This window comes from Nocardioides nematodiphilus, assembly GCF_020216525.1.
GTDB lineage: Bacteria > Actinomycetota > Actinomycetes > Propionibacteriales > Nocardioidaceae > Nocardioides > Nocardioides nematodiphilus.
This window is the reverse complement of sequence record NZ_JAIWOY010000009.1, coordinates 147,920-171,832: the sequence shown is the minus strand read 5'-3', so window position 1 is coordinate 171,832 and position 23,913 is coordinate 147,920. Positions and strand designations below refer to the sequence as shown.

The window sequence follows — 23,913 nt, the reverse complement described above, 5'->3', positions numbered from 1 at the left end:
CTGACCGCCTGACACCTCATCGAGGAGAACGCAGCGCTACACCACTACCTGGGACTTGACCGGTGACACCGAAGACTTCGGCGAGATCCCGCTGGAGAAGGCCGCTCTTCTCTTTCCAAAGTGCCCGCATCTCTCGTGCGTCCGACCAGGTCAGCTTCTTGCCGCTGCGCCCATGGATGCGCTTGTCCAGCTCGTTCTGCTTCTTGGTGCCGTAGGCAAGGTTCACGAGACGGTTATCGGTCTCCTTGCCGTTGAGGTGCCGTACCTCCATCCCTTTAGGCCTGGGTCCTTCGAACGCGAGTAGGACCAGGTGATGCACCAAGAAAGCCTTCTTCCCGTCGTCCCTGCACAGGGTGACCACCGGGTAGGTGCTGCCTCCAGGCTTGAGGATCCGAGTCGCCTTGCGCCTGAAGCTCATCACGCGGCCTTGGTCGCTCACCAGGTAGTCCGGGAACCCTGGGATCTGCGTCCACTGCTCTTGCTTGTCGTTGTCCATGCCCTGCTATCGCACTGAGCGGATGCGAGTTTGAGAGCGCCGCAGGCGGGCGAGCGCAGCGAGGCCCTGTCTTTCCCCGTCGCCCAGGCCGTGACCGGCTGCTGAACCGGAGCGACGAAGGAGCGAGGATCCGAGCAGATGGGCGCGAGCCGTAGCTGCGACCCGTCCGCCTACCAATCAGCTTGCTTGTTGGTCCTGGAGTAGGTAGTTGACTTCCATCTCCAGGACCAGCGGGTTGCTCTATCTCTATTTCCTGGATGAAGTGCCATCTCTTACCCAGGACCGGCTACTTGCTTGGCTTGATGATGGTCGATACACCGCAGGGCTGTCTGGGGCAAAAGCGGCCCCAGCCACCCTGCTAGTCGACAACTACTTTTCCCTTCGGGCGCTTCGCTGGTCTTTCCAGGTGCTAACGCTCGTCTGTATTGGGATCGGGCTGACCTCCAGAGGGCATGCTTCGCACTTTCCGGGTACGGTCCCCATGGAATCCGTCCAGCTACCGGCCTAGAAACAGGATCAGTCCGATCCCTTCACTTACCGGCTTCTGTCATCCGCCGTCTACGGAGTCGCCAGATCGGGCGTAGTGAGGCACACCCAGAAAGCACAAAGCCCCAAGTGGGAGCTGGACCTGGACGACCTCAACCACCTGGGGCAAGTGCAAGAATTACGTTACCTGATGACTCAGGGTTTTGGGATTGTCCAGGTCCCTCTTTCTGAGAATTACTCTGGACCGAACACTTGTTCCATGCAAGAGCGATTGGTGGCGCGTCTTTTGCGCCACTTTCCACCACGCTTGGCGTTCGGATTCGACATCCACATACTGAGACGACGTTCGACGCCTCGGAGACGGAAAGTCAGGCGATGAACGGATCCGTCTTGGTCATGTCGTCTTCGGTGGCGTCGTACGGGTCCTCGGTCCACACGATCTGGACCCTGGTGGGATCGAAGGCCTTGCCGCCCTTGCCACGACGAGCGACGGTCAGGCCCACCAGATGCGAGCGCAGCAGCTCGCGCTTCCGCTCGATCCCAGCCTTCTCCCACTCCTGGGTGACGGTGAGCAGGGACCACACGGTCCGGGTGGGGTTGGCGTTCAGCTCAGCGCGCTCGCGCTTCAGCTCAGCCAGGCGCTCCACCAGGGCCACCGTGTCCGCGTCATCCTCAGCGAGCTGCGCCGTGACACTTCGGATGCCTGTCTCAACCTCAGACAGGCGCTCTCCCAGATGCTCGGTGGTCTTCACGCGGGCCGTATAGGCGTGTCCTCGCTCGTCCAGGAAGCGCTTGGTGACCTCCCGGTCCAGGACATCGCGACGGACGCTCACCTTGGTGCCGCACTCGGGGTTGGTGCACCGGTACAGCATCACCTTCTGACGCTCGTCGAAACCTGCGACGTTGCCCAGGGTCATCGCTGACTTCAGTGGGTTCTGACAGCCTCCACAGAGCGCGATGCCAGCCAGAAGATGCTTGGCACGGTTGTCGGTGCTCTTGCGCCGCTCAGGAGCCGTCAGAAGGGCCTTGGCCGCGTAGTAGCTGTCAGGGTCCACCGGAGCCTCCCACTGAGCCTCCACGTCCCTCAGGATCGTTCCCTGGTAGCTGACCAGCCCAGCGTTGGCCGGACGCAGCAGCATCTGCTTCAGCGTGGCGTACGTCCAGGACCCGCCCTTGGGCGAAGGCACATCGCAGGCGTTCCAGTCGTTGACGATCGCGCGCAGGGACTCACCACCCAGGACCCGCTTGAAGGCCTCCCGGACGCGGTCGGCCTCAACTCGGTTGAGGGTCAGTCGGTCGGACTGCCAGCCGTAGGGATGCGGCCCACGGTGCATCACGCCCTGATGGGCTCGGGCACGGTTCATGTCCTTCTGTCGAGCCGACTTCTGGCGCAGCTCGTACACGTTGACCTGTGCCATGAGACCGGCGACCAGAAGACCCTGGGCAGAGGACATGTCGAGCGGGTGCGTGGAGCGCTCCTGATGGACCGTGATGCCCTTCGGCGTAAAGATGGCCGACAGATCCTCCAGGTCGGTCGGGTGCCGGTAGAGCCGATCTAGGTCCCGCACGATCAGCAGGTCGAAGACGCCATCCTCGGCATTTAGGAGCATCTGCGCGAAGTCCGGACGGGAGCGCGGGGCCTTGGCACTTCGGTCGTTGTCGTTGTAGATGCGGACGACTTCAGCGCCCAGGTCAGCCGCGAGCTTGCGCCCGCCACGGTCCTGATCCGCGACGTTGTCCCCGACGCCGTCACGGTCCTCGGAGAGTCGCTTGTAGATCGCTGCGCGCTTCGGAGTGTCTTGCATAGTCCCTACGGTAACTCCGGGATCCCCGGGATGTGCACGCTGCACGCCAACAGCGGGCGCGAAGCGCTCGTGAAGATGTGCACGCTGCCCCTGCTGGTCGGCGAGAACGTCAGCCCCAAGTTCGTCATCCCGACCGTCGCCGCGAGCGTCGACCTCGTGGTCCACCTCGGCATGGATGCGCGTGGGGTGCGGCGGGTCAACGAGATCGTCGCAGTGCCGGGCCGGGTCGAGAACGACATCATCGAGGCCGCCCCGATCTTCGAGCGACGAGGAGCCGACCTCCTGCGCGGCAGCGGCATCCCGCCCCGGGTGGAGCGGTACGAGCGGCTCGGCATCGATCTGCACGCGCTCCTGGCCGGAGCACGCTGATGGGTGCCGTGCTCGGTCTTGGCATCGGCGTGGGCCTGCTGCTGTGTTGGTCCGCCTTCGCGGTGCCGCGCGCGCCCCGCGGTCCGCGCGAGCGCGACCGCACCGGGGCCCTGCTGGCCCGCGCCGGCCTGCACGGCGTCTCCTCCACCAGCCTCTGGCTGCTCTGCGGCGCCTGCGCGATGGTGGTCCTCCTGCTCGCCGAGATCGTCACCCGCACGCCACCGGTCGCGGTCGTCTTCGCCGCGATGGCGGGCTACCTCCCGGTCGCGATCGTCTCCGGGCGGGCGCGCCGCCGCCAGCGTGAGTTCGCCGAGGTGTGGCCCGAGGCTGTCGACAACCTGGCCTCCGCCGTGCGGGCCGGGCTCTCGTTGCCCGAGGCGCTGTCCGGGCTCGCGATTCGCGGCCCGGAGGCCCTGCGCGAGCCCTTCGCCCAGTTCGCGGTCGACTACCAGGTCTCGGGGCGCTTCGGGGAGTGCCTCGACCGACTCAAGGACCGGCTGGCCGATCCGGTCGGCGATCGCGTGGTCGAGGGGCTGCGGATCGCCAGGGAGGTCGGTGGCGGCGAGCTCGGCCGGCTGCTGCGCAACCTCTCGGCCTACCTGCGTGCCGACGCCCGGACCCGCGCCGAGCTCGAGTCGCGCCAGGCGTGGGCGGTCAACGGCGCCCGCCTCGCAGTGGCCGCGCCGTGGCTGGTTCTGCTCTTCCTCTCCTTCCAGCCCGACGTCATCCAGCGCTACTCCTCACCGGGCGGTGCGATCGTGCTCGCGGGCGGTGCGGCTGCCTGCCTGGTCGCGTACCGGGTGATGCTCCGCATCGGCAGGCTCCCGATCGAGCGACGGATCCTGCGATGAGCGCCGCCGTGGTCGGTGGGGCGGCACTCGGTGCCGTGGCCGGGGGAGCGCTCCTTCTCGTCGGCGCCCGGGTGCGGGCGATCCGGCGACCGCAGCTGGCGGACCGGGTGCTCCCGTACGTCCGCGATCTGTCAGCCGCCCGCGCCGCGCGTCCGATCGACGCGAGCGGCCCGCTGCCGCCCGTCGTGGGCGCCGTCTTCGGGCCCGTGCTGCGGCGCGCTGCCGATGGGGTCGAGCGGGTGCTGGGCGGCGCCGCCTCGGTCCAGCGCCGCCTGGAGCGGGCCGGTCTCGACCGCACCGTGCACGACCTGCGGGTGGAGCAGGTGCTGTGGGGCCTGGCGTGCTTCGCGATCGCCGCCCTCTATGGCCTGCTGCGGGGGCTCAGCGACCCGGGCAACGCGCTGCCCGCGCTGCTGGTCTGCCTCGCCGCCTTCGCCTTCGGTGTGCTCGCCCGCGACTCCTGGCTCACCAGCCAGGTCCGCGACCGCGAGCGCCGGATCGTGGCGGAGTTCCCCGCCGTCGCCGAGCTGCTCGCCCTCGCGGTGGCGGCCGGTGAGTCGCCGGTCGCGGCCCTCGACCGGGTGGTGCAGCGCAGCGACGGCGAGCTCTCCGTGGAGCTCGCCCGCGTGCTCGCAGCGATCCGGACCGGGCAGCCGGTCGGTGGCGCCTTCGACGACCTCGCCGCGAGGACCGGCCTGCCGCTCGTCGCACGCTTCGCCGCCGGCATCGCCGTCGCGATCGAGCGCGGCACCCCGCTCGCCGACGTCCTGCATGCCCAGGCCGCCGACGTACGAGAGGCCGGGCGCCGCGAGCTCATCGAGGTCGCGGCCCGCAAGGAGGTGGCGATGATGGCGCCGATCGTCTTCCTCGTGATGCCGGTGACGGTGATCTTCGCGTTCTTCCCCGGGGTGCTCGGACTGCACCTCGGCGTCTCCTGATGCTCGGAAAGGAACACCCGATGGAACCGCTCCTGCTCGCCCTCCTCAGGCTCCAGCACGATCTGCGTACCCGGCGCGACGACCGCGGCGACGTGCCCGGCTGGGTGATGATCGTGGTGATGAGCGCCGGACTCTGCGCGATGCTGCTGGGCGTCGCGAAGACCCAGCTCCACGACATGCTGACCAATGCGCTCGACCAGGTGAAATGAGCAGGCAGCGCGGGTCGGCGGTCGTCGACTTCGTGCTGGTGCTGCTCATCCTGATCCCGCTCGTGCTCGGCATCCTCCAGGTCGGCCTCGTCCTCTACGTCCGCAACACGCTCACCTCCGCAGCCTCCGAGGGCGCGCGCTACGCCGCCACGCTCGACCACACCGGGGCCGACGGCGTCGCCCGGACGAGGAGCCAGCTGCGCGGCGTGATCTCAGCGGAGTACGCCCAGGACATCGAAGCCAGCCCCACGACGATCGCCGGCGCCCCCGCTATCGAGATCACCGTGCACGCCGAGGTGCCCGCGCTCGGGATGTGGGGACCGTCGGTCTCGCTGTCGGTCACCGGCCACGCCATCCGGGAGGCGCCATGACCGGCCGTACGAGACGCGATGAGCGGGCCGGTGAGCGGGGCAGCGGCCTCATCGAGGTGACCTGGCTCGGCATCCTGCTGCTCGTCCCGCTGGTCTGGATCCTGCTCTCGGTCTTCACCGTCCAGCGCGGCGCGTTCGCGGTCAGCGGCGCCGCACGTGCTGCCGGCCGGGCGTACGTCCTCGCACCCGACGACGCGACCGGCCGCGAGCGCGCCGAGGCCGCCGCCGGGCTGGCGCTCGCCGACCAGGGCATCGCCGGTGCCGACCTCGACGTCACGATCACCTGCGAGCCCTATCCGCGCGCCTGCCACAGCGGCACCTCGGTGGTGACGGTCAGGATCGGCAGCAGCGTCCAGCTCCCGCTGCTCCCCGTGCTGCTCGGCGGCGGCTCGCCGCGGTTCGCCCTGGACGCCACCCAGGTGGTGCCGGTGGGGCAGTACCAGGAGGTGGCTGATGGGTCGTCGTGACGAGCGCGGGTCGACCATCCCGCTGATCATCGGCTTCGCGCTGGTCCTGATGCTGGTGGTCGGCGTCGTCATCGACGCCACCGCGGCCTACCTCCGTCGCCAGGACCTCGACTCGCTGGCCGACGGCGCGGCCCTGCGCGGCGCCGACCTCGGCGCGGCCGGCACCGAGGTGTACGGCGGCGGTCTGGGTGCCGCCGACCTCCAGCTCACCCCGGCCGCCGCTCGCCAGGCCGTGGACGCCTACCTGGCTGCGGTCGACGCCTACCGGCGCTATCCCGGGCTGCTCGCCGAGGTGAGCGTCGACGTCACCGCGCGACGCGTCCGCGTCCACCTGCGCGCTCCTGCCGACCTGCCGCTGCACGTCCCCGGCTCGCCATCGCACCCGATCGTCGGTGCCGAGGGTTCGGCTGTGGTTGCTCTGGACCGATAACCTTGGCGATTGTGGCAGCCACCGACTTCGACGCCGAGATCAAGCAGCTCCAGGCGACGCTTCACACCGTCGAGCAGGTCCTCGACCTGCCTCAGATGAAGGCCGAGATCGCTGATCTCGGCGAGCAGGTCGCCGCACCCGACCTCTGGGACGACCAGGACAACGCGCAGCGCATCACCAGCCGTCTGTCCATGCTCCAGGGCGAGGTCGAGCGCTTCGAGGTGCTCGCCGGCCGCGTCGAGGACCTCGGTGTCCTCGCGGAGCTCGCACAGGAGGAGGCCGACGCCGGCGTCCTCGCCGAGGCCGAGGCCGAGCTGGTCCGCGTCCAGAAGGACGTCGAGGCGCTCGAGGTCCGCACCCTGCTCTCGGGTGAGTACGACGTGCGTGAGGCGATCGTCTCGATCCGGGCCGGCGCCGGTGGCGTGGACGCCGCCGACTTCGCCGAGACCCTGATGCGGATGTACACGCGCTGGGCCGAGCAGCACAAGTACCCCGTCGAGGTCTTCGACGTCTCCTACGCCGAGGAGGCCGGCATCAAGTCGGCCGAGTTCGCGATCCACGCCCCCTACGCCTACGGCACGCTCTCGGTCGAGGCCGGCACCCACCGCCTGGTCCGCATCTCGCCGTTCGACAACCAGGGCCGCCGCCAGACGTCGTTCGCCGCCGTCGAGGTCGTGCCCGTGCTCGAGCAGACCGACGAGATCGAGGTCGACGAGAACGACCTCCGCGTCGACGTCTTCCGCTCCGGCGGTCCGGGCGGTCAGTCGGTCAACACCACCGACTCCGCGGTCCGCCTCACCCACATCCCGACCGGCATCGTCGTCTCCTGCCAGAACGAGAAGTCGCAGCTGCAGAACAAGGCCTCTGCGATGGTCGTGCTCAAGGCCAAGCTCCTCGCGCGGAAGAAGGCCGAGGAGGCCGCGCTCAAGAAGGAGCTCAAGGGCGACGTCGCCGCCTCCTGGGGCGACCAGATGCGCAACTACGTGCTCAACCCGTACCAGATCGTCAAGGACCTGCGCACGGGCTTCGAGACCGGCAACCCGAGCTCGGTCTTCGACGGCGACCTCGACGGCTTCCTCGAGGCCGGCATCCGCTGGCGCCGCGACGCGGAGAAGGCGACCAAGTGAGCGACAGCGCGAGCGAGGAACGAGCTCTGGCGCTGGCCGCGAGCGCGGGAGCCGGCGCACCGAAGGTGCGCCTGACGGCTGCTGCCAATAACTGACGCACCACCCCGACGTACGACAGGGCCGCGACCCCCATCCCTGGGGTCGCGGCCCTGCTGCGTGGGCGGCGCGGATCGCGCCTGCTCCACCCGCCGCGCGGCTGCTCTGACTCAGCGGCGCGGCCCTCGGCGTGCGTGACGCCGGCGTCTCAGGCGGTCACCCGCCGTGTCACGTGCTCCTCGACCGGCGCGGTCTCGGTGCGCGACGGCGTCCCGACCCGCTCGACGACCCGCGCGCGCACCGCGGCGCGGGCGTCGTGGTCGTGGCGGGGGACCGGGAGCTCCTCGACGATCCGGCCGGCCTCGAGGACCAGCACGCGGTCGGCCACCTCGAGCACCTGGTCGGGGTCGTTGGTGACCATGAGCACGGCCGTCCGCCGCTCGGCGGCGCTGTATCGCAGCGCCCGGTGCAGGGCCAGCTTCCCCAGCGGCTCCAGGGTCTGCCACGGCTGGTCGGCCAGGATCAGCTCCGGCTCGCCGGCGAGCACCCGCGCCAGGGCGAGCCGCTGCTGGTCCAGGAAGGACAGGTCGCCGGCCCAGGACGCCTCCGCGTCGAGCAGGCCGACCTCGGCGAGTGCGCGGCGGGCGGGCCGCCGGGTGGCGACGCCCGGGACGCCCGCGGCGACGTACTCCAGCGTCCGCTTCCACGGCGCTGCGTCCGCCGACGTGCCCAACAGGGCGATCCGCTCGGGCAGGCGCAGGTAGCCCGACGCCACGACCTCGCGGTCCTGGCGCGCCAGGGCCCGCAGCAGGCTGGCCCGGCCGCTGCCGCGCCGCCCGACCAGGGCGACCACCTCGCCGGCGCCGAGGTCGAGGTCGACGCCGTCGAGGATGCCGGCGTCCGGGGTGAAGCGACGGCACAGTCCCCGCGCCCGTACGACGCTGTCTGCCGGGTCGTAGGTCGGGTGCTGGCTCATGCCGCCTCCTGGAGTTAGATCATGAAAGATGATCAAAATACTAGACAAAGACGGCGAGCGAGGCAAGCCGAGGCCCTGGCGGCGTGTCAGGCGGCCGCCCGGGCGACCGCGAGACACCAGCGGCCGACCAGGTCGAGGTCCTGGCTGGTGAGCGAGCAGCTGAGCCAGGCATCGCCGAACAGGCCGCGCACGACCGTCGCGTCCCCGCAGGTCAAAGCGGAGGTCGGCGCGCCGAAAGCGGGCACGCCCGACGCCGGATGACACCCGTCAGCCGGCTTCGTCGCAGCGAGCGCCGCTGCCCGCGCCCGGGTCACCGGGGGAGCGAAGACCCAGGCCCGTGCCACCGCCCCGGAGCTGGCCGTCCAGGAGCAGCCGAACTCGTCGGCGACGTCCTTCACGTGCGGCGCCAGCCGGGTCCGGTCGCCGGGCTTCCAGGACGAGGAGGAGACGACCGCGCCCCCGAGTACCGCCGGTGCCGCAGCCGTCAGGCCGTCACAGAACAACGCCCGCCGTACGGTCATCGTGGTGGTGTCCACCGACGCGAGCCGGGCGGCGAGCGGATCCGCCGGAGCGTGCGGCGCGGGGGAGGCCCGCAGCACGCCGATCGCCACCAGGATCCCCGTCACTAGCACACAAACTCCCGCCCTGAAGGGCAAAGAGTGGAAGAGCGACGGCACGCGGAGACCTTAACTGCTCGGTCCATCGTCTAACCTCGATCGGGTGATTCGCTTCGAGAAGGTCACCAAGACCTACCCCGGCTCGGGTAAGCCCGCGCTCGACCAGGTCTCCATCGACGTGGAGAAGGGCGAGTTCGTCTTCCTGGTCGGACAATCGGGCTCGGGCAAGTCCACCGCGCTGCGCCTCATCCTGCGCGAGGCACGGCCCAGCGCCGGTCGCGTGTACGTCGCCGGCAAGGAGATCAACCGCCTCGCCGGCTGGAAGGTGCCCCGGCTGCGCCGCCAGATCGGCACCGTCTTCCAGGACTTCCGCCTCCTGCAGAACAAGAACGTCGCCGAGAACGTCGCCTTCGCGATGCAGGTGACCGGGCACTCCCGCGAGGAGATCGCCGAGCGCGTCCCCGACACGCTCGAGCTGGTCGGGCTCGAGGGCAAGGCCGACCGGATGCCCGACGAGCTCTCCGGTGGCGAGCAGCAGCGGGTCGCGATCGCCCGCGCGTTCGTCGGCCGACCGATGATCCTCATCGCCGACGAGCCGACCGGAAACCTCGACCCGACCACCAGCGTCGGGATCATGAAGCTGCTCGACCGGATCAACCGCACCGGCACCACCGTGGTGATGGCGACCCACGACGCGAGCATCGTCGACCAGATGCGCAAGCGCGTCATCGAGCTCGAGGGGGGCAAGGTCGTGCGCGACCAGGCGCAGGGCGTCTACGGCTTCCAGCACTGACCCCGCCCCCGTACGTCCTCTGCCCCCACGCAGACAACAGAGAGAGACATCTCCCTCCCATGCAGCTTCGTTACGTCTTCACCGAGCTCCGTCAGGGCCTGCGCCGCAACCTGTCGATGCACCTGGCCGTGGTCCTCACCCTGCTGGTCTCGCTGAGCCTCCTCGGCGTCGGCATCCTGCTCTACCAGGAGGCCGACAAGACCGCCGAGCAGTGGGGCAGCGAGCTCCAGATCACGGTCTTCCTCTGCAACGGCACGACCGACGCGACCCCGTCGTGCGTCGGGCCGGTCACCGACGCGCAGAAGTCGGCCATCGAGAAGGTCCTCCACGAGAACCCGAACGTCGACACCTTCCGGCTGGAGTCGCAGCAGGAGGCGTACGAGCGCATCCAGCACCTCAACGTGCCGGCCAGCAGCTTCACCGGGTCGGACCCGGCGATCAAGGTCTCCGACATGCCGGAGTCCTACTGGATCACCATGAAGGACCCGCACAAGGCCGCCTCGATCAAGGAGTCGGTGCAGGGCCTCGACGGCGTCGCCAACGTGCAGGACCTGCACAACATCATGGGCTCGATCCTCGGGACCATCGACAAGCTCCGCAACGGCACCCTGATCGCCGCCTTCGTGCTGCTCGTCGCGGCCCTGCTGCTGGTCGCCAACACGATCCGGCTGGCTGCCTTCGCCCGCCGTCGCGAGATCGGCATCATGCGCCTGGTGGGTGCCTCCACGCTCTACATCGCGCTGCCGTTCCTCCTCGAGGCCCTGGTCACCGCCGTCGCCGGCGTCGCGCTGGCCGGTGGCGCGCTGGCCGTGGTGATGAAGTTCGGCGTCATCGACAGCCTGTCCAAGCTGCGCTGGGACGCGTGGGTCGGCTGGCATGAGTACTGGATCGCCGTCGGCATCATTTCGGTGCTCGGCGTCGTGATGACGGTGGCCCCGACACTCCTGCTGACCCGCAAATACATCAAAGTCTGATCCCGGTCACGTACGGTCGAGGCGTTCACTTCCCCGAACACCCGTAAGGCTGACCCGGTGCGCTCCTTCCCCCGTACCGTCCGCCAGCGCTTGCTCGCAGCCGCTCTGGTTGCGGTGAGCGTCGGTGGACTCTCCGTCCCCGTCGCGTACGCCAGCGACCACAGCGACAAGCTGAAGCAGCAGCAGAAGGCTGCCAAGCATCAGGTCGCGACCGTCCAGAACGACCTCGACGACTCGAGTGCGGCGCTGAAGAAGGCGGCCGGCCAGCTCGCCGGCGCCAAGGCCAAGCTCGCTGACGCCCGGGCCCACCTGGCGAGCGTCAACACCCAGCTGGCCGCCGCGCAGAAGGTCGAGGCCGCGGCCCAGGCCGCGCTGACGAAGGCGAAGGCGGACCTGGCCCAGGCCGTCGCCGACCTCAAGGCCGGACAGGCCGCCGTGGACACGCAGCGGGACGCGGTGAAGCAGACGGTGCTGACGACCTTCACCGCCGGGGACCCGAGCCTGCTGGAGATGGGCGACCTGCTCAACGCCACCTCGCCCTCGGACATCGTGCGGAAGCTGGACTACGGCCGGGTCGTCTCCACGGCCCAGACGAACACCTACCAGGCGCTGCAGTCGGCCGAGGTCGTGCTGAGCGTGAAGAAGAAGAACACCGCCGCCGCCGAGGCGAAGGTCGCCGACGACGAGCAGGCCGCGGCCGACCACCTCGCCGAGGTGCAGGACCTCCAGGCCCAGGCCGTCGCCGCGACCAGCGCGGTCACCGGCCTGGTCGACCAGGCCGAGGCCGCAAAGGCCGACGCCGCCACCGCCAAGGCGCACGACGAGGCGCTCCTCGAGGCCGCCAAGCAGCGCGAGCAGAAGATCACCCAGCAGATCCTCGCCGACGCCGCGAAGCACGGTCAGAAGCGCAGCGTCTCCTCGACCAGCGGGATGTTCCTCAACCCGGTGCGCAACACCTACGTCACCTCGCCCTACGGCTGGCGGATCCACCCGATCTACCACTACTGGGGTCTGCACGACGGCGACGACTTCCACGCCCCGTGCGGTGTGCCGGAGGTGGCGGTCGGCACCGGCCGGGTCGTCTCGGAGTACTACTCCGACGTGTGGGGCAACCGGCTCTTCCTCGACCTCGGCACGATCAACGGCGACCAGTACACGGCGATCTACAACCACATCAGCGCGTACCGCACCCACGAGGGGCAGATGGTCGACGCCGGCGAGACGCTGGCCCTGGCCGGCACCACCGGCTGGTCCACGGCGTGCCACCTGCACTTCACGATCATGCGCAACGGCAACCCGATCGACCCGCAGACGGTCCTGCAGTAGGGACAGCGGCGATGACGGTGCGCGTCGAGCGATCCGGTCCGGTCACCACGGTGATCATCGACCGGCCCGCGGCGCGCAACGCCGTCGATCGCCCGACCGCGGAGGCGCTCGCGGAGGCGTTCCGCGCCTTCGACGCCGACGAGTCGGCCGCGGTCGCGGTCCTGACCGGCGGAGGCGGCACGTTCTGCGCGGGCGCGGACCTCAAGGCCGTCGGCACCCCCTCCCAGAACCGTCTCGACGCCGAGGGTGACGCGCCGATGGGACTCTCCCGGCTGGCGCTGGGCAAGCCGGTGATCGCCGCGATCGAGGGGCACACGGTGGCCGGCGGGCTCGAGCTGGCGATCTGGTGCGACCTGCGGGTGGCCGCCTCCGATGCGACCCTCGGCGTCTTCTGCCGCCGCTTCGGCGTGCCGCTCATCGACGGCGGCACCGTCCGTCTGCCCCGCCTGATCGGGGAGTCGCGCGCGATGGACCTGATCCTCACCGGGCGCGCGGTCGGCGCCGAGGAGGCGTACGCCATCGGGCTGGTCAACCGCGTCGTCGAGCCTGGGACCGCGCGCGGGGCTGCCGAGGCGCTCGCTCACCAGCTCGCGGCGCTGCCGCAGACGACGATGCGCAACGACCGGCTCTCGGTCCTGCACGCGGCTGGACGGCCGACGGCCGAGGCGATGGCGTACGAGTTCTCGATCGGTCTCGGATCGCTCGCCGCCGACGGCGTCGGGGGAGCGGCGCGGTTCGCCGCAGGTGCCGGAAGGCACGGCGAGTCTTAATACCTTGCTGTTGTTTGGGATGATGGTCAGATGCCGAAGGAGCAGGGCCGCAAGCCGATCGCGCAGAACAAGAAGGCGCGACACGACTACCACATCGAGGACACCTACGAGGCTGGGATGGTCCTGCAGGGCACCGAGGTGAAGTCGCTGCGCGAGGGGCGCGCCTCCATCGTCGACGGCTTCGTCGAGATCGACCGCGGCGAGGCCTGGCTGCACCAGGTCTACATCCCGGAGTACCTCAACGGCTCCTGGACCAACCACGCCGCCCGCCGCAAGCGCAAGCTGCTGCTCAACCGCGCCGAGATCACCAAGATCGAGCGCGAGATCTCCGCCAAGGGCATGACGATCGTGCCCCTCTCGCTGTACTTCAACGACGGCCGCGCCAAGATCGAGATCGCGCTCGCCAAGGGCAAGAAGGCATGGGACAAGCGTCAGTCGATCGCCGAGCGCACCGCCAACCGCGAGAAGGAGCAGGAGCTCGGGCGGCACCTCAAGGGGATCAAGGACTGATCCCGTGCCGCGCCGGACATCGCAGTGGGCGCGTGCCCGGTTCGAGGAGTGCCGGATCGCGCGGCTGGCGACGGTCAGCCGCGATGGCACGCCCCACCTGGTGCCGGTCGTCTTCGCGGTGATCGGCGACACGGTCGTCACGGCCGTGGACCACAAGCCGAAGTCCACCGACCGGTTGCGGCGGCTGACGAACGTCGCGGCCGAGCCGCGCGTCTGTCTCCTCGTCGACGCGTACGACGAGGACTGGTCGCGGCTGTGGTGGGCGCGTGCCGACGGTCGCGCCGAGGTCGTCGACGAGCCCGCCACCGAGGTCGTCGCGGCACTCGCCGAGCGGTACCAGCAGTACGAGGGTCGGCCGCCGCGCGGTCCGTACGTCCTGATCGGGATCGAGCGCTGGAGCGGGTGGTCCGCCGCCCCGGAGGACACCGCCCCGCCGGAGGAGTGGGCATGATGGCGTGGTGACCGCGCTCGACGACCTGCTGCCCGAAGCCGCCGACGTCACCGCGTGGTGGCAGCGGCACGGCCTCCCCGGGCTCTTCGACGTCCACGTCCACTTCATGGCGCCACCGGTGCAGCGGGCGGTCTGGGAGGTCTTCGACTCCGCCGGCCCGAAGATCGGTCGGCCGTGGCCGATCCGGTACCGACTGCCGGACGACGACCGGGTCGCGCTGCTGCGCGCCCTGGGCGTACGCCGCTTCTCCGCGTTGTCCTACGCCCACAAGCCGGGTGTCGCGGCGTTCCTCAACGACTGGTCGCGCGCGTTCGCCGAGCGGGTGCCCGAGTCGCTGTGGTCGGCGACGCTCTACCCCGAGGAGTCCGTGCTCGGCTACGTCACGGAGCTCGTCGCCGCCGGCGTGGAGATCTTCAAGGTGCACGTCCAGGTGGGGGAGTTCCTGCTCGACGACCCGCTGCTCGACCCCGTGTGGGGGCTGCTCGCCGAGGCCGGTACGCCCGTGGTGATCCACGTGGGCTCGGGGCCGGTCGGCAACGAGTTCACCGGCCCGGCCTCGCTGCGCCGGGTCCTGGCGCGGCACCCGCGACTGACCGTGATCGTGGCCCACCTCGGCGCGCCGGAGTACGCGGACTTCCTCGACCTCGCCGAGCGCTACGACCGGGTACGGCTCGACACCACGATGGTCTTCACCGACTTCTTCGACGAGGCCGGCGCGAGGTTCCCCGCGGCGCTGCTGCCCCGGCTGCGCGACCTCGGCGACAGGGTGCTGCTCGGCACCGACTACCCGACGATCCCGTACCCGTACCTCCATCAGCTCACGGCCCTCGAGGCGCTCGACCTCGGGAATGAATGGCTGCGCGCGGTGTGTTGGGATAACGGTTCGTCACTCTTCGGCCCCGGCCGGTAGACTGGCGGCTACAACTCAAGAGGGGCTGATCGGTTTCGACTTGGGACGTTAGTCCGAAGGGAAGCGGGTCGAGGAGCCAGCGTTATCTCGTTAACGATCGCTGGAAAAAATATAACTGCCAACGCTAAGCGCAGTTCCTTCGCTCTCGTCGCCTGACGCGACGATCGAAGCGTCTGACCGGGTATCCGTCTTCGGCCCGGATCCAGGCGTCGACTAGAAGACTCACCGTGCGAGCTTCGTCAATGAGCCGCTAGGGACATTTAGTTGACTGAGCCCGTCGGGGAGGCGTCTGCGCCAGCCCCGGGGCCGAGAAAAGCGACATCGCAGACTGCACCCGGAGAAGACTTCGTTCGACGCTCGAGGACCGGGGTTCGATTCCCCGCAGCTCCACCAACCTCTGACCGGCGTGTGCCTCCTTGTGGGAGGGCACACGCCGGTTCGTCGTCTGATGGCGACCGTGGACCGCTCGCTCCGCGCGCGGTGCGCGGACCCGACCTGCCCCTAGGCTGCCGACGTGTCCAGTTGCCTGTTCTGCTCCATCGCGGCGGGGGAGACACCCGCTGACGTCGTGCTCGCCGACGACCTCTTCGTCGCGTTCCTCGACCATCGGCCGGTCTTCAAGGGGCACGTCCTGCTGGTGCCCCGCCAGCACGTCGTGACGCTGCCGGACCTGCCGGCCGAGCTCCGCGATCCGTTCCTCGCCCACGGGCAGGCCCTGGCGACCGCCATGGTCGAGGGTCTCGGCGCGCAGGGCAGCTTCGTGGCGATCAACAACACCGTCAGCCAGTCGGTGCCGCACCTGCACCTGCACGTCGTGCCGCGGACCAAGGGGGACGGGCTGCGAGGGTTCTTCTGGCCGCGCACCCGCTACCGCGGCGACGACGAGCGCGCCGAGTACGCGGCCCGGCTGCGCTCCGTCCTCAGCTCAGCGCCGTAGTGCTCCGGAAGCCCTTGAAGGTCAGCCAGAGGGCCAGGCCCAGCTCCCAGGCCGCGATCGGGAGCGCCATCACCGCAGCGCCCGCGGACGAGTCGCCCATCGCCCCGAACGCCACGATCAGCGACTTGAGCACCAGCAGCGGCGCCCCGACGAGACCGAGGAGCGGCAGCGCCCGCGGCACCAGACCCGACCGGTAGAGGATCGTGCCCAGGAAGAGCGCGTTGAAGGCCGGCATGACGCCGGGGCCGAGCAGGAAGGTCCAGGCGCGTACGTCGACGAGCGCGCGAGCAGTGGTGACGACTCCGTCCGAGGCCGCGGCGCCGCCCACGTCCTGACGCAGCGTCACCACGGTGAGGATGCTGACCACGCCGACCATGATGATCGCGGCCTCGAGCAGCCGGGACGCGACGAAGCCCAGCGCGAGCGTGCGGCTCACCCGGCTCGTCACGGGGTGGAGCAGCAACGCCGTGGCGACACAGGCCAGGGCGTTCAGCATCTCCGAGACGCCGCCGGCGATGACGCGCAGGTCGTCGCCGTCGCCTCCGCCCATGAAGGCACGGACGTGATCGGTGGCCGGTGCGAGCAGCGCGACCGCGGGGATCGAGAAGACGAAGGTGGCGAGGTAGGCGACGCCGCCCCAGAGGGCGATGCGGCGCAGACTCGGATCGGGGGTGCTCACGGTTGCTCCTGGCGGGGGACGGGATGACGACCGCAGCCAACCACCTACGAGGCTCCTCAGCCCGGTACTTGCAGGAACTCCTGAGCATCGGCTCCCGCGACCACGGCGTCGGAGGCCGCCATCTGTGCCCAGATCGTGTCGAGCAGCCCGTACGCCTCCGCACGGTTGGCCGCCTCGCGTCGCCGCACGTGCTCGACGTGCGGAGCCGAGAGCGCCGGGTCGACGCCGAGGTGGTCGAACCACACCTCGAGGAGATCGGCGGTGGCCTCGGGGTGGAACTGCAGACCCCACGCCCGGCCGCGACGGAAGCCGACGGTCGCGTGCTCGGCATCGGCCAGCAGCTCGACGTCCGACGGGAGGGTGAAGTGGTCCTCGTGGAGGTAGAACCACTCGCCGTCCAGCTCCGAGACCTCCGTACGGGGCCGCGCCCAGCCGGTGAAGCTCGCCGGCAGGGCGCTCACCCGGCCGCCGAGGGCCGAGCACAGCATCTGGCCGCCGAAGCAGATGCCCAGCGTGGGCCGATCGGAGGCGAGGCGGGTCTGCGCCAGGCCGTGCTCGGCGTGGATCGACGCGGTGGCGTGTGCGTCGTCAGTAGGGCGGGTCATCGGGCGGGCGAGGGACCACTTCGAACCGAGCATGACGAGCAGGTCGGCCCGGGCGGCGGTGTCGAGGTCGGCAGCCGAGATCGGACGGTCGCGGTCGATCAGGTGGAGGTCGAAGCCGCGCTCGTCGAGCCAGGCGCCGACGTGGCCGAACCCGCCACCGATGGTGGCGTTGTACGTGATGGCTGCGATGGGCATGGAGCAACCTTGGCAACAAGTCGGAATAAGGGCCAATGACCATCCGGCATGAATCTATAATCCAGATGCATGAATGCGGAGAGCCTCGACCCGCGCCTGCTGGCGACCCTCGCGGCCGTGGCCGAGACCGGCTCCTTCAGCGCCGCGGCCGACGCGCGGCACCTCACCCAGCCGGCCGTGTCGCAGCAGATCGCCGCGCTCGAGCGGCAGGTGGGCGAGCCGGTGCTGCACCGCCGTCCCCTGCGTCCGACGGCCACCGGCGAGGTCCTGCTCGCGGCCGCCGCGCGGATCCGGGCCGCACTGAGCTCGGCGGACCAGGAGCTGCGGGCGCTGCGCGAGGGCGGCCTCGGCAGCGTCACGGTCGCGGCGTTCAACTCCGCGGCTGCGGGTCCGGTACCGGCGGCGCTGGCTGCCTTCCATCGCGAGCTGCCCGGCGTCGCGGTCGGTCTCAGCCAGATGGAGCCCCGCGACGCCTACCCGGCCCTCGTGCGCGGGGAGGTCGACATCGCCGTGACCTACCGCTATCCGCAGTCGCAGAAGCTGATCCCGGACGCCGTCCGCGCCGAGGTGGTCGCGGTCGACGACTTCGTGGCGGTGGTCCCGGCCGCACATCCCCTCGCGGAGCGGGCCACCGTGACGCTGCAGGACGCCGTCAGCGCCGGCCTGATCGGCACGCCGCTGTCGGAGGTGCCGCTGCCGTGGCCCGCCGACGTTCAGCGCGAGGATCGCCACCTGGTGCGCTTCTCCGGCGAGGACTACACCACGACACTCGAGCTGGTGGCCCACGGCCTCGGGGTGGCACTGGTGCCGGAGCTGGTCACGCGCCGCCGCCTGGGAGACGTGCGTGCCGTCCCGCTGCAGGGCCGGCCGTGGCACCGGCGGGTCCTGGTCGCCGTGCTCGCCGACACCCGGCCCACCGCGGCCATGGAGGCGATGGCCCGGCATCTCACGGCCGCTATGACCACGCGCCAGGGGAGCGCCTAAGGTCGTCGCATGCGTTTGCGGACCGCCTCCATCGCCACCGCCCTGCTGCTCGTCGCGGGCGCCTCGACGCCGGCCGTCCCTGCCGAGGGGGCGCCGAAGCGCGAGGCCCGTACGGCCGCGAGCGTGCTCGCCGGCATGACGCTCCCGCAGCGCGTCGGCGAGCTGCTGATGGTCGGCACCCCGACGAGCAGGCCGTCGACAGCGGCCCTGGCCACGATCGGCCGCTACCACGTCGGCAGCGTCATCCTGATGGGCAACAGCACCGGCGGGCGCGCCGAGGTCGCCCCGACCGTCGCCGCCCTCCAGGACAGGACCAGCGCCGCCGCCACCGCGAGCACCCGGCTCTTCGTCGCGGTCGACCAGGAGGGCGGCAAGGTCCAGCACCTCAAGGGCCCCGGCTTCGCCGCGATGCCGAGCGCGCTCACCCAGGGCACCTGGGCACCGTCCGCCCTCCGGGCCGAGGCCCGCTCCTGGGCCGGCCAGCTGAGCGCCGCCGGCGTCAACCTCGACCTCGCGCCGGTGACCGACACCGTCCCGTCGGCACACGCGGACGACAACGCCCCGATCGGCCACTGGCAGCGCGAGCTCGGCCACCGGCCCGGCCCGGTCGGCACCCACGCGGCCGCCATCGTCCGGGGCATGGGCGCTGCCGGGGTCGCCACCTCGGCCAAGCACTTCCCGGGCCTGGGCCGCGTCACCGGCAACACCGACCTGGTCCGCACCGTCGTCGACAGGCGGACGACCCGCCACGACGCGTACCTCAAGCCGTTCGCGGCCACCATCGAGGCCGGCGTGCCGCTGGTGATGATGTCGCTGGCGACCTACCGCCGCATCGACGCCGGCGTCCCGGCGGCGTTCAGCCGCCGGATCGTCACCGGGATGCTGCGCCACGACCTCGCCTTCGACGGCGTGGTGATCTCCGACAGCCTCACCGCTGCGGCCGCCCAGCGCTACGGCGCGGGGGAGCGGGCGGTGCGCTTCGTCCAGGCGGGCGGGGACATCGCGCTGGTCACCGAGGCCGGCCCGATCGCGGGGATGTACGCAGCGCTCCTCGACAAGGCGCGCACGGACCCCGCGTTCCGCAAGCGGGTCGACGCCTCGGCGCTGCGGGTGCTTCAGGCCAAGGAGCGCTTCGGCCTGCTGTGAGTCAGTTGGCCAGGCCGTAGAAGAAGCCGAAGAGGCCCGCGGCCACGCCGGCGATGATGATGATCCACAGCGACCACATCGCGAGGCCGTGCATGCTCTCCTGGTAGGAGTTGTGCTCGAAGCCGTTGAACTGCTCGCCGCTGACGTCGCTCATAGAACTCTCCTGCTCACGGGGTGTGTCGGGGAGCACGCTAGCGCCTCTCACTCGGCCTGTCCCAGATCGCGGGCCACCTCGAGGACGGTTCCCACGTCGGACGGGGTGGTGCGGAAGTTCACGAAGCACGCGCGCAGACAGGTGCGCCCGTCGACGTCGGCGGGCGCGATGAAGACCCGGCCGTCGGCCTGCATCCGGCGCGCCAGGCGATCGTTGTGGGCGTTCGTCGCCTCGGGGGAGAGGCCCGCCGGAACGTGCCGGAAGCAGACGGTCGACAGCATCGGGTCGTGCAGCAGCTCGAACTCCGGATCCTCCCGGACGGCCTGCGCCAGCAGTTGCGCCAGATGGAGCGAGCCCTCCAACCACGCCCGGAACTGGTCGGCGCCGTGCACCCGCAGCGACAGCCACAGTCGCAGCGACCGGAACGGCCGGGAGTACTCGAACGTCGAGTCCACCGGGTTGGCGATGTCGCCCTCGTGCAGCATGTAGCGCTCCTGGTGGCCGAACGCCGCCTGCAGCGCACCCGCACGGCGCAGGAGGATCGCGCTGCAGCTCTTCGGCAGCCCCAGCCACTTGTGCGCGTCCACCGTCACCGAGTCGGCCCGGTCGAGCCCGTCGAACCAGTGCCCGGCGGTCGCGGTCGCCGCGGCCGGGACGCCGTACGCGCCGTCCACGTGCAGCCAGACGTCCTCGCGGGCACACACGTCCGCGATCGCCCCGATCGGGTCCACCGCGCCGGTCAGGGTGGTGCCGGCCGTCGCCACCACCGCCACCGGGGTGCAGCCCGCCGCCCGATCGGCCTGGATGGCGGCCTCGAGGTCGGGCACCGACATCCGCCGCAGATCGTCCAGCGGGATCCGGCGCAGCGCCCGGCTGCCCAGACCCGCGGTCTCGATGGCCCGCACGATCGAGTGGTGCGCCTCGTCGGAGCAGTAGACGGTCGCCCGGGAGGCGTCCACGCCGTTCTCCCTCGTGCCGGGCAGGGCCGCCTCCCGGGCGGCGAGCAGCGCGGTCAGGTTGGAGGTCTGACCGCCCGAGGTGAAGTGTCCGTCGACGACCGGATAGCCGATCAGCTCGGCCAGCCAGCGCAACGCCTGCCGATCGAGCAGATCCGCGGCGCCGGCCGAGATCGCGAGATTCGCGTCGTACGCCGCCGACAGCGCCGAGGCGAGCACGCCGGTGTGCAGACCGCTCGAGCCGACGTACGCGACGAAGAGCGGGCGCGACGGCGAGATGCTCGCGTCCAGGACCCGTACGGCGTCCTGGAGCGCCTCGTGCAGCTCGGTGGGCCCGGTCGGCAGTCCGGTCTCGAGCCGGCCCGCGAGCAAGGGGTCGACGCTCGGCTCCGACTCACGCGGGCGGGAGAAGGACTCCCACGCCACGGCGAGGTACTGGGACAGATCGCGGAGCACGTCCTCGCGATCGGCGAGTGCGGCATCGGCGAGATAGGCAGGGACAGTGGGATCGATCGGATCCGTCATGGGACACACCGTACGGCGAAGGGCCAGGGCGTCAACGGGCGAGGCGCGCGCCTCCCTCGACATGGATCGTCTCGCCGGTGACGTAGCCCGCGCCGAGCAGCCAGAGCGCGGCGTCGACGACGTCGTCGAGGACTCCGTGTCGTCCGACCAGGGTCCCGGCCGCGGCACCCTCCAGGAACGCGGTCTTGCCCGCACCGAGGCGGTCCCAGGCGCCGGAGTCGATGATGCCGGGCGAGATCGCGTTCACCCGCACCGGAGCGAGCTCCGCCGCCAGGTGCGCTGCGGCGAAGGAGACCGCGCCGTTGGTGGTGCCCTTCACCACCGAGGAAGGGCCGGGACGCCACCCGACCACGCCGGAGAACAGCAGGAGGGAGCCGCCGGGCCGCAGCCGGGGCGCGACGTGCTTGGCGACCAGCATCGGCCCGATCACCTTCGCGTCGAAGGCTCGAGCGACGCCGTCGCGCTCCAGCGACCCGACCGGGGCGTCGTGGGGGTCGGAGCCGACCATCACGACGTGGTCGAGATCGCCGAGCTGCGCGGCGACGGCGGCGATGCTCGCCTCGTCGCCGAGGTCGAGGCGGGCACCGGCCCGCCCGTCGCGGGTGGTGCCGTGGACGTCGGCGTCCTCGGCGCGCAGCCGGTCGGCGAGGGCGGCGCCGATGCCGCGGCCCGCGCCGATGACGAGGATCTTCTGTCCGGAGAGGGAGGTGCTGAGGGAGGTCATGTCGGGAACGGTATGGATTTGATACCGGTATCTTCAACGGAACTGGAGGTCCCGTCCCGGAGCGGCATCGTTACAGTGACGCTGGCAACGAGAGCTACGAGAATGGAGTCACACCATGGGTCGTTTCGACGGTCGGGTCGCCGTGATCACCGGCGCCGCGCGCGGCATCGGTTTCGGGGTCGCCACCCGCTTCGCCGAGGAGGGTGCGTCGGTCGCGATCGTCGACCTCGACGAGACCGCAGCCGCTGAGGCGGCCGCCAAGCTCCCCTCCGCCGGCGGGGCCGGCGTGAAGCACATCGGCATCGGCGCCAACGTCGGTGACAGCGCGTCGGTCGACGCCGCCATCGAGCGGGTCGTCACCGAGCTCGGCGGCATCCACATCTTGATGAACAACGCCGGCATCACCCGCGACAACCTGCTCTTCAAGATGTCCGAGGACGACTGGGACCTCGTCATGAACGTGCACCTCAAGGGCTCGTTCCTCATGACCAAGGCCGCCCAGAAGCACTTCGTCGCGCAGAAGTACGGGAAGATCATCAACGTCTCCTCGATCTCGGCGCTGGGCAACCGCGGCCAGGCCAACTACTCGGCCGCCAAGATGGGTCTGCAGGGCTTCACCCGCACCCTCGGCATCGAGCTCGGCCCGTTCGGCATCAACGCCAACGCGATCGCGCCGGGCTTCATCGCCACCGAGATGACCGACGCGACCGCGGCCCGTCTGGGCTTGGACGTCGAGGACTTCCGCAAGGCCGCCGCCGAACAGAACCCCGTCCGTCGCGTCGGCTTCCCGGAGGACATCGCGGCTGCGGCGGCCTTCCTCGCCAGCGACGAGTCGTCCTACATCACCGGCCAGACGCTATACGTCGATGGCGGCGTCACCCTGGGCTGATGCCCCGGAGCCGACGTTAAGTCGACCAGAACACACGAGAAAGGTGGCGGGGGCGGCGCGCCTCCGCCACCTGGTTGGCCCATCGGAGAGACTGATGCGGCATTCCCAGTTACGAATCCGGTTGGAGTCATCACATGCGCCCTACCCGCACCCTCGTGCGCGCCATCGTCCCCCTCGCCCTGGCCAGCGTCGTGCTGACCGGCTGCGGCGGCGGCAGCAAGGACAGCAGCAGCGGTGACTCGACGCCGACCGGCGGCTCCTCGGCCCCGGCCGCGCCGGCGGTCCCGAGCACGTGGCCGCTGACGGGCCTCTCCGCGCCCGACGGCGCCGCCGAGACCAAGCACTCGGTCTACATCGCCAAGATCGACAACACGTACGCGAGCAAGCCGCAGTACGGCATCGGCCAGGCCGACCTGGTGACCCAGGAGCTGGTCGAGGGCGGCATCACCCGGCTCGCCGTCTTCTTCTACTCCAAGCTGCCCGAGAAGGCCGGCCCGATCCGGTCGATGCGGCTCACCGACATCGGTGTGGCCAAGCCGCTCGGCGCGAAGCTGGTCACCTCGGGCGCCGCCCCGGTCACGCTGCAGGGCCTGGCCAAGGCGGGCGTGAAGTTCATCGACATGAACAACGACAACGTCAAGCGCGTCCTCGACGGCTCCCACGACACCCTGCACAGCGTCCAGGCGAACCTCACCGGCCTGGCGAAGAGCTCGCAGCAGAAGACCGCGACCCGCCCGCAGGACTTCTTCGAGTGGGGCAAGGACGCCGACTTCAAGGGCAAGGGCCCCGCGACGACGGTCAACACCCGCATCAGCAACCAGTCCGGCAGCGACGACATCTGGAAGTACACGGCCGGCAAGTACGTGCTCGCGAACAGCTACATGGACCCGGCGAGCACGTACAACCCGGACACGGTCATCGCGCTGACGGTGAAGACCAGCCTCGCCCCGTACCGGGACCCGGCGGGCAACCCCGTCCCGGTGACGCACTTCGAGGGCAAGGGCAAGGGCTGGATCTTCCACGGCGGCACGTTCCTGCCGGTCACCTGGACCAAGGACGGCGTCGAGGGCCTGCCCACGTTCACCGCGAAGGACGGCTCGCCCGTGAAGGTGCCGGCGGGCCATGTGTGGCTGGCGCTCGTGCCTCAGGGTGGCGACGCGGTCCAGGCCGGCTCGGTCACCTGGTCCAAGTAGGCATCGGCCGGATC

General features: G+C 70.4%; 29 protein-coding genes and 1 other RNA gene. 21 read left to right on the top strand and 9 right to left on the bottom strand.

Going from position 1 to position 23,913, the window contains the following annotated elements:
- Nucleotides 1-16: 16 nt before the first annotated feature.
- Together KSO98_RS15135 and KSO98_RS15130 are read right to left on the bottom strand one after the other, a co-directional pair.
- Nucleotides 17-496: an NUMOD4 motif-containing HNH endonuclease gene (locus KSO98_RS15135; protein WP_225286505.1), complete on the bottom strand. Its 480-nt coding sequence runs from the start codon at nucleotides 494-496 to the stop codon at nucleotides 17-19.
- A gap of 854 nt (nucleotides 497-1,350) precedes the next feature.
- Nucleotides 1,351-2,832 carry a recombinase family protein gene (locus KSO98_RS15130; RefSeq protein WP_225286504.1) on the bottom strand — a complete coding sequence of 494 codons (1,482 nt, stop codon included), beginning with the start codon at nucleotides 2,830-2,832 and terminating at the stop codon, nucleotides 1,351-1,353.
- Here KSO98_RS15130 and KSO98_RS15125 point away from each other — a divergent pair.
- The 8 genes from KSO98_RS15125 to prfB are packed head-to-tail and all read left to right on the top strand — an operon-like array spanning nucleotide 2,818 to nucleotide 7,549.
- On the top strand, nucleotides 2,818-3,156 hold the full coding sequence (locus KSO98_RS15125; protein WP_225286503.1) for a P-loop NTPase family protein: 339 nt from the start codon (nucleotides 2,818-2,820) through the stop codon (nucleotides 3,154-3,156). The genes KSO98_RS15130 and KSO98_RS15125 overlap by 15 nt on opposite strands.
- The gene (locus tag KSO98_RS15120; protein WP_225286502.1) at nucleotides 3,156-4,007 is read left to right on the top strand and encodes a type II secretion system F family protein; all 852 of its coding nucleotides are present in this window, start codon (nucleotides 3,156-3,158) and stop codon (nucleotides 4,005-4,007) included. Before KSO98_RS15125 ends, KSO98_RS15120 begins: the two co-directional genes overlap by 1 nt.
- Complete coding sequence (locus KSO98_RS15115; RefSeq protein ID WP_225286501.1) at nucleotides 4,004-4,945, top strand: type II secretion system F family protein; 942 nt, start codon at nucleotides 4,004-4,006, stop codon at nucleotides 4,943-4,945. Before KSO98_RS15120 ends, KSO98_RS15115 begins: the two co-directional genes overlap by 4 nt.
- Nucleotides 4,946-4,965: 20 nt before the next feature.
- The gene (locus KSO98_RS15110; protein WP_225286500.1) at nucleotides 4,966-5,154 is read left to right on the top strand and encodes a hypothetical protein; all 189 of its coding nucleotides are present in this window, start codon (nucleotides 4,966-4,968) and stop codon (nucleotides 5,152-5,154) included.
- Complete coding sequence (locus KSO98_RS15105; protein WP_225286499.1) at nucleotides 5,151-5,525, top strand: TadE/TadG family type IV pilus assembly protein; 375 nt, start codon at nucleotides 5,151-5,153, stop codon at nucleotides 5,523-5,525. The genes KSO98_RS15110 and KSO98_RS15105 overlap by 4 nt, the downstream gene beginning before the upstream one ends.
- On the top strand, nucleotides 5,522-5,992 hold the full coding sequence (locus KSO98_RS15100; RefSeq protein WP_225286498.1) for a hypothetical protein: 471 nt from the start codon (nucleotides 5,522-5,524) through the stop codon (nucleotides 5,990-5,992). The genes KSO98_RS15105 and KSO98_RS15100 overlap by 4 nt, the downstream gene beginning before the upstream one ends.
- Entirely contained in the window at nucleotides 5,979-6,422 is a 444-nt protein-coding gene (locus KSO98_RS15095) for a pilus assembly protein TadG-related protein (protein ID WP_225286497.1), read from the top strand. The genes KSO98_RS15100 and KSO98_RS15095 overlap by 14 nt, the downstream gene beginning before the upstream one ends.
- An 11-nt stretch (nucleotides 6,423-6,433) precedes the next feature.
- Nucleotides 6,434-7,549: a peptide chain release factor 2 gene (gene prfB, locus KSO98_RS15090; protein ID WP_225286496.1), complete on the top strand. Its 1,116-nt coding sequence runs from the start codon at nucleotides 6,434-6,436 to the stop codon at nucleotides 7,547-7,549.
- A gap of 244 nt (nucleotides 7,550-7,793) precedes the next feature.
- Here the strand turns inward: prfB and KSO98_RS15085 are convergent, their stop codons facing one another.
- Both KSO98_RS15085 and KSO98_RS15080 read right to left on the bottom strand, forming a co-directional pair.
- Nucleotides 7,794-8,561 (bottom strand): ATP-binding cassette domain-containing protein, encoded by a 768-nt coding sequence (locus KSO98_RS15085; protein WP_225286495.1) that lies wholly within the window; start codon nucleotides 8,559-8,561, stop codon nucleotides 7,794-7,796.
- A gap of 86 nt (nucleotides 8,562-8,647) precedes the next feature.
- A complete protein-coding gene (locus tag KSO98_RS15080) occupies nucleotides 8,648-9,187 on the bottom strand; it encodes a hypothetical protein (RefSeq protein ID WP_225286494.1) in 540 nt (179 codons plus the stop codon).
- A gap of 94 nt (nucleotides 9,188-9,281) precedes the next feature.
- Here KSO98_RS15080 and ftsE point away from each other — a divergent pair, with 94 nt between their 5' ends.
- The 9 genes from ftsE to KSO98_RS15035 all read left to right on the top strand — a co-directional run bounded on the left by ftsE (nucleotide 9,282) and on the right by KSO98_RS15035 (nucleotide 15,849).
- Nucleotides 9,282-9,971 carry a cell division ATP-binding protein FtsE gene (gene ftsE, locus KSO98_RS15075; RefSeq protein WP_225286493.1) on the top strand — a complete coding sequence of 230 codons (690 nt, stop codon included), beginning with the start codon at nucleotides 9,282-9,284 and terminating at the stop codon, nucleotides 9,969-9,971.
- Between the two features lie 59 nt (nucleotides 9,972-10,030).
- Nucleotides 10,031-10,945, top strand: a complete 915-nt coding sequence (gene ftsX, locus KSO98_RS15070; RefSeq protein ID WP_225286491.1) for a permease-like cell division protein FtsX — start codon at nucleotides 10,031-10,033, stop codon at nucleotides 10,943-10,945.
- Nucleotides 10,946-11,002: 57 nt separating this feature from the next.
- A complete protein-coding gene (locus KSO98_RS18980) occupies nucleotides 11,003-12,271 on the top strand; it encodes a M23 family metallopeptidase (protein WP_225286490.1) in 1,269 nt (422 codons plus the stop codon).
- A gap of 11 nt (nucleotides 12,272-12,282) precedes the next feature.
- A complete protein-coding gene (locus KSO98_RS15060) occupies nucleotides 12,283-13,041 on the top strand; it encodes a crotonase/enoyl-CoA hydratase family protein (protein ID WP_225286489.1) in 759 nt (252 codons plus the stop codon).
- 30 nt (nucleotides 13,042-13,071) lie between these two features.
- Entirely contained in the window at nucleotides 13,072-13,551 is a 480-nt protein-coding gene (gene smpB / locus KSO98_RS15055) for an SsrA-binding protein SmpB (RefSeq protein ID WP_225286488.1), read from the top strand.
- 4 nt (nucleotides 13,552-13,555) lie between these two features.
- A complete protein-coding gene (locus tag KSO98_RS15050; RefSeq protein WP_225286487.1) occupies nucleotides 13,556-14,002 on the top strand; it encodes a TIGR03668 family PPOX class F420-dependent oxidoreductase in 447 nt (148 codons plus the stop codon).
- Nucleotides 14,003-14,009: 7 nt separating this feature from the next.
- A complete protein-coding gene (locus tag KSO98_RS15045) occupies nucleotides 14,010-14,912 on the top strand; it encodes an amidohydrolase family protein (RefSeq protein ID WP_225286486.1) in 903 nt (300 codons plus the stop codon).
- 21 nt (nucleotides 14,913-14,933) lie between these two features.
- Nucleotides 14,934-15,305, top strand: a transfer-messenger RNA (tmRNA) gene (gene ssrA / locus KSO98_RS15040).
- A gap of 121 nt (nucleotides 15,306-15,426) precedes the next feature.
- Nucleotides 15,427-15,849 carry an HIT family protein gene (locus KSO98_RS15035; protein WP_225286485.1) on the top strand — a complete coding sequence of 141 codons (423 nt, stop codon included), beginning with the start codon at nucleotides 15,427-15,429 and terminating at the stop codon, nucleotides 15,847-15,849.
- On the opposite strand, the gene KSO98_RS15030 is transcribed toward KSO98_RS15035, so the two are convergent.
- Together KSO98_RS15030 and KSO98_RS15025 are read right to left on the bottom strand one after the other, a co-directional pair.
- A complete protein-coding gene (locus KSO98_RS15030) occupies nucleotides 15,833-16,528 on the bottom strand; it encodes a DUF4386 domain-containing protein (RefSeq protein WP_225286484.1) in 696 nt (231 codons plus the stop codon). The genes KSO98_RS15035 and KSO98_RS15030 overlap by 17 nt on opposite strands.
- 56 nt (nucleotides 16,529-16,584) lie before the next feature.
- Nucleotides 16,585-17,328 carry a type 1 glutamine amidotransferase gene (locus tag KSO98_RS15025; RefSeq protein WP_225286483.1) on the bottom strand — a complete coding sequence of 248 codons (744 nt, stop codon included), beginning with the start codon at nucleotides 17,326-17,328 and terminating at the stop codon, nucleotides 16,585-16,587.
- A gap of 69 nt (nucleotides 17,329-17,397) precedes the next feature.
- On the opposite strand from KSO98_RS15025, the gene KSO98_RS15020 reads away from it, so the two are divergent.
- A complete protein-coding gene (locus KSO98_RS15020) occupies nucleotides 17,398-18,312 on the top strand; it encodes a LysR family transcriptional regulator (RefSeq protein ID WP_225286482.1) in 915 nt (304 codons plus the stop codon).
- A gap of 9 nt (nucleotides 18,313-18,321) precedes the next feature.
- Nucleotides 18,322-19,458, top strand: a complete 1,137-nt coding sequence (locus KSO98_RS15015) for a glycoside hydrolase family 3 N-terminal domain-containing protein (RefSeq protein ID WP_225286481.1) — start codon at nucleotides 18,322-18,324, stop codon at nucleotides 19,456-19,458.
- 1 nt (nucleotide 19,459) lies between these two features.
- Here the strand turns inward: KSO98_RS15015 and KSO98_RS15010 are convergent, their stop codons facing one another.
- Genes KSO98_RS15010 through KSO98_RS15000 form a run of 3 tightly spaced genes read right to left on the bottom strand, consistent with a single transcriptional unit; the run spans nucleotide 19,460 to nucleotide 21,817 of the window.
- A complete protein-coding gene (locus KSO98_RS15010; protein ID WP_225286479.1) occupies nucleotides 19,460-19,612 on the bottom strand; it encodes a hypothetical protein in 153 nt (50 codons plus the stop codon).
- A gap of 47 nt (nucleotides 19,613-19,659) precedes the next feature.
- Nucleotides 19,660-21,093 carry a pyridoxal phosphate-dependent decarboxylase family protein gene (locus tag KSO98_RS15005; protein WP_225286478.1) on the bottom strand — a complete coding sequence of 478 codons (1,434 nt, stop codon included), beginning with the start codon at nucleotides 21,091-21,093 and terminating at the stop codon, nucleotides 19,660-19,662.
- Nucleotides 21,094-21,124: 31 nt separating this feature from the next.
- On the bottom strand, nucleotides 21,125-21,817 hold the full coding sequence (locus KSO98_RS15000; protein WP_225286477.1) for an SDR family oxidoreductase: 693 nt from the start codon (nucleotides 21,815-21,817) through the stop codon (nucleotides 21,125-21,127).
- 115 nt (nucleotides 21,818-21,932) lie between these two features.
- On the opposite strand from KSO98_RS15000, the gene KSO98_RS14995 reads away from it, so the two are divergent.
- Together KSO98_RS14995 and KSO98_RS14990 are read left to right on the top strand one after the other, a co-directional pair.
- Complete coding sequence (locus tag KSO98_RS14995) at nucleotides 21,933-22,706, top strand: SDR family NAD(P)-dependent oxidoreductase (RefSeq protein WP_225286476.1); 774 nt, start codon at nucleotides 21,933-21,935, stop codon at nucleotides 22,704-22,706.
- Nucleotides 22,707-22,840: 134 nt separating this feature from the next.
- A complete protein-coding gene (locus tag KSO98_RS14990) occupies nucleotides 22,841-23,899 on the top strand; it encodes a DUF3048 domain-containing protein (RefSeq protein WP_225286475.1) in 1,059 nt (352 codons plus the stop codon).
- The last annotated feature ends 14 nt before the right edge of the window (nucleotides 23,900-23,913 follow it).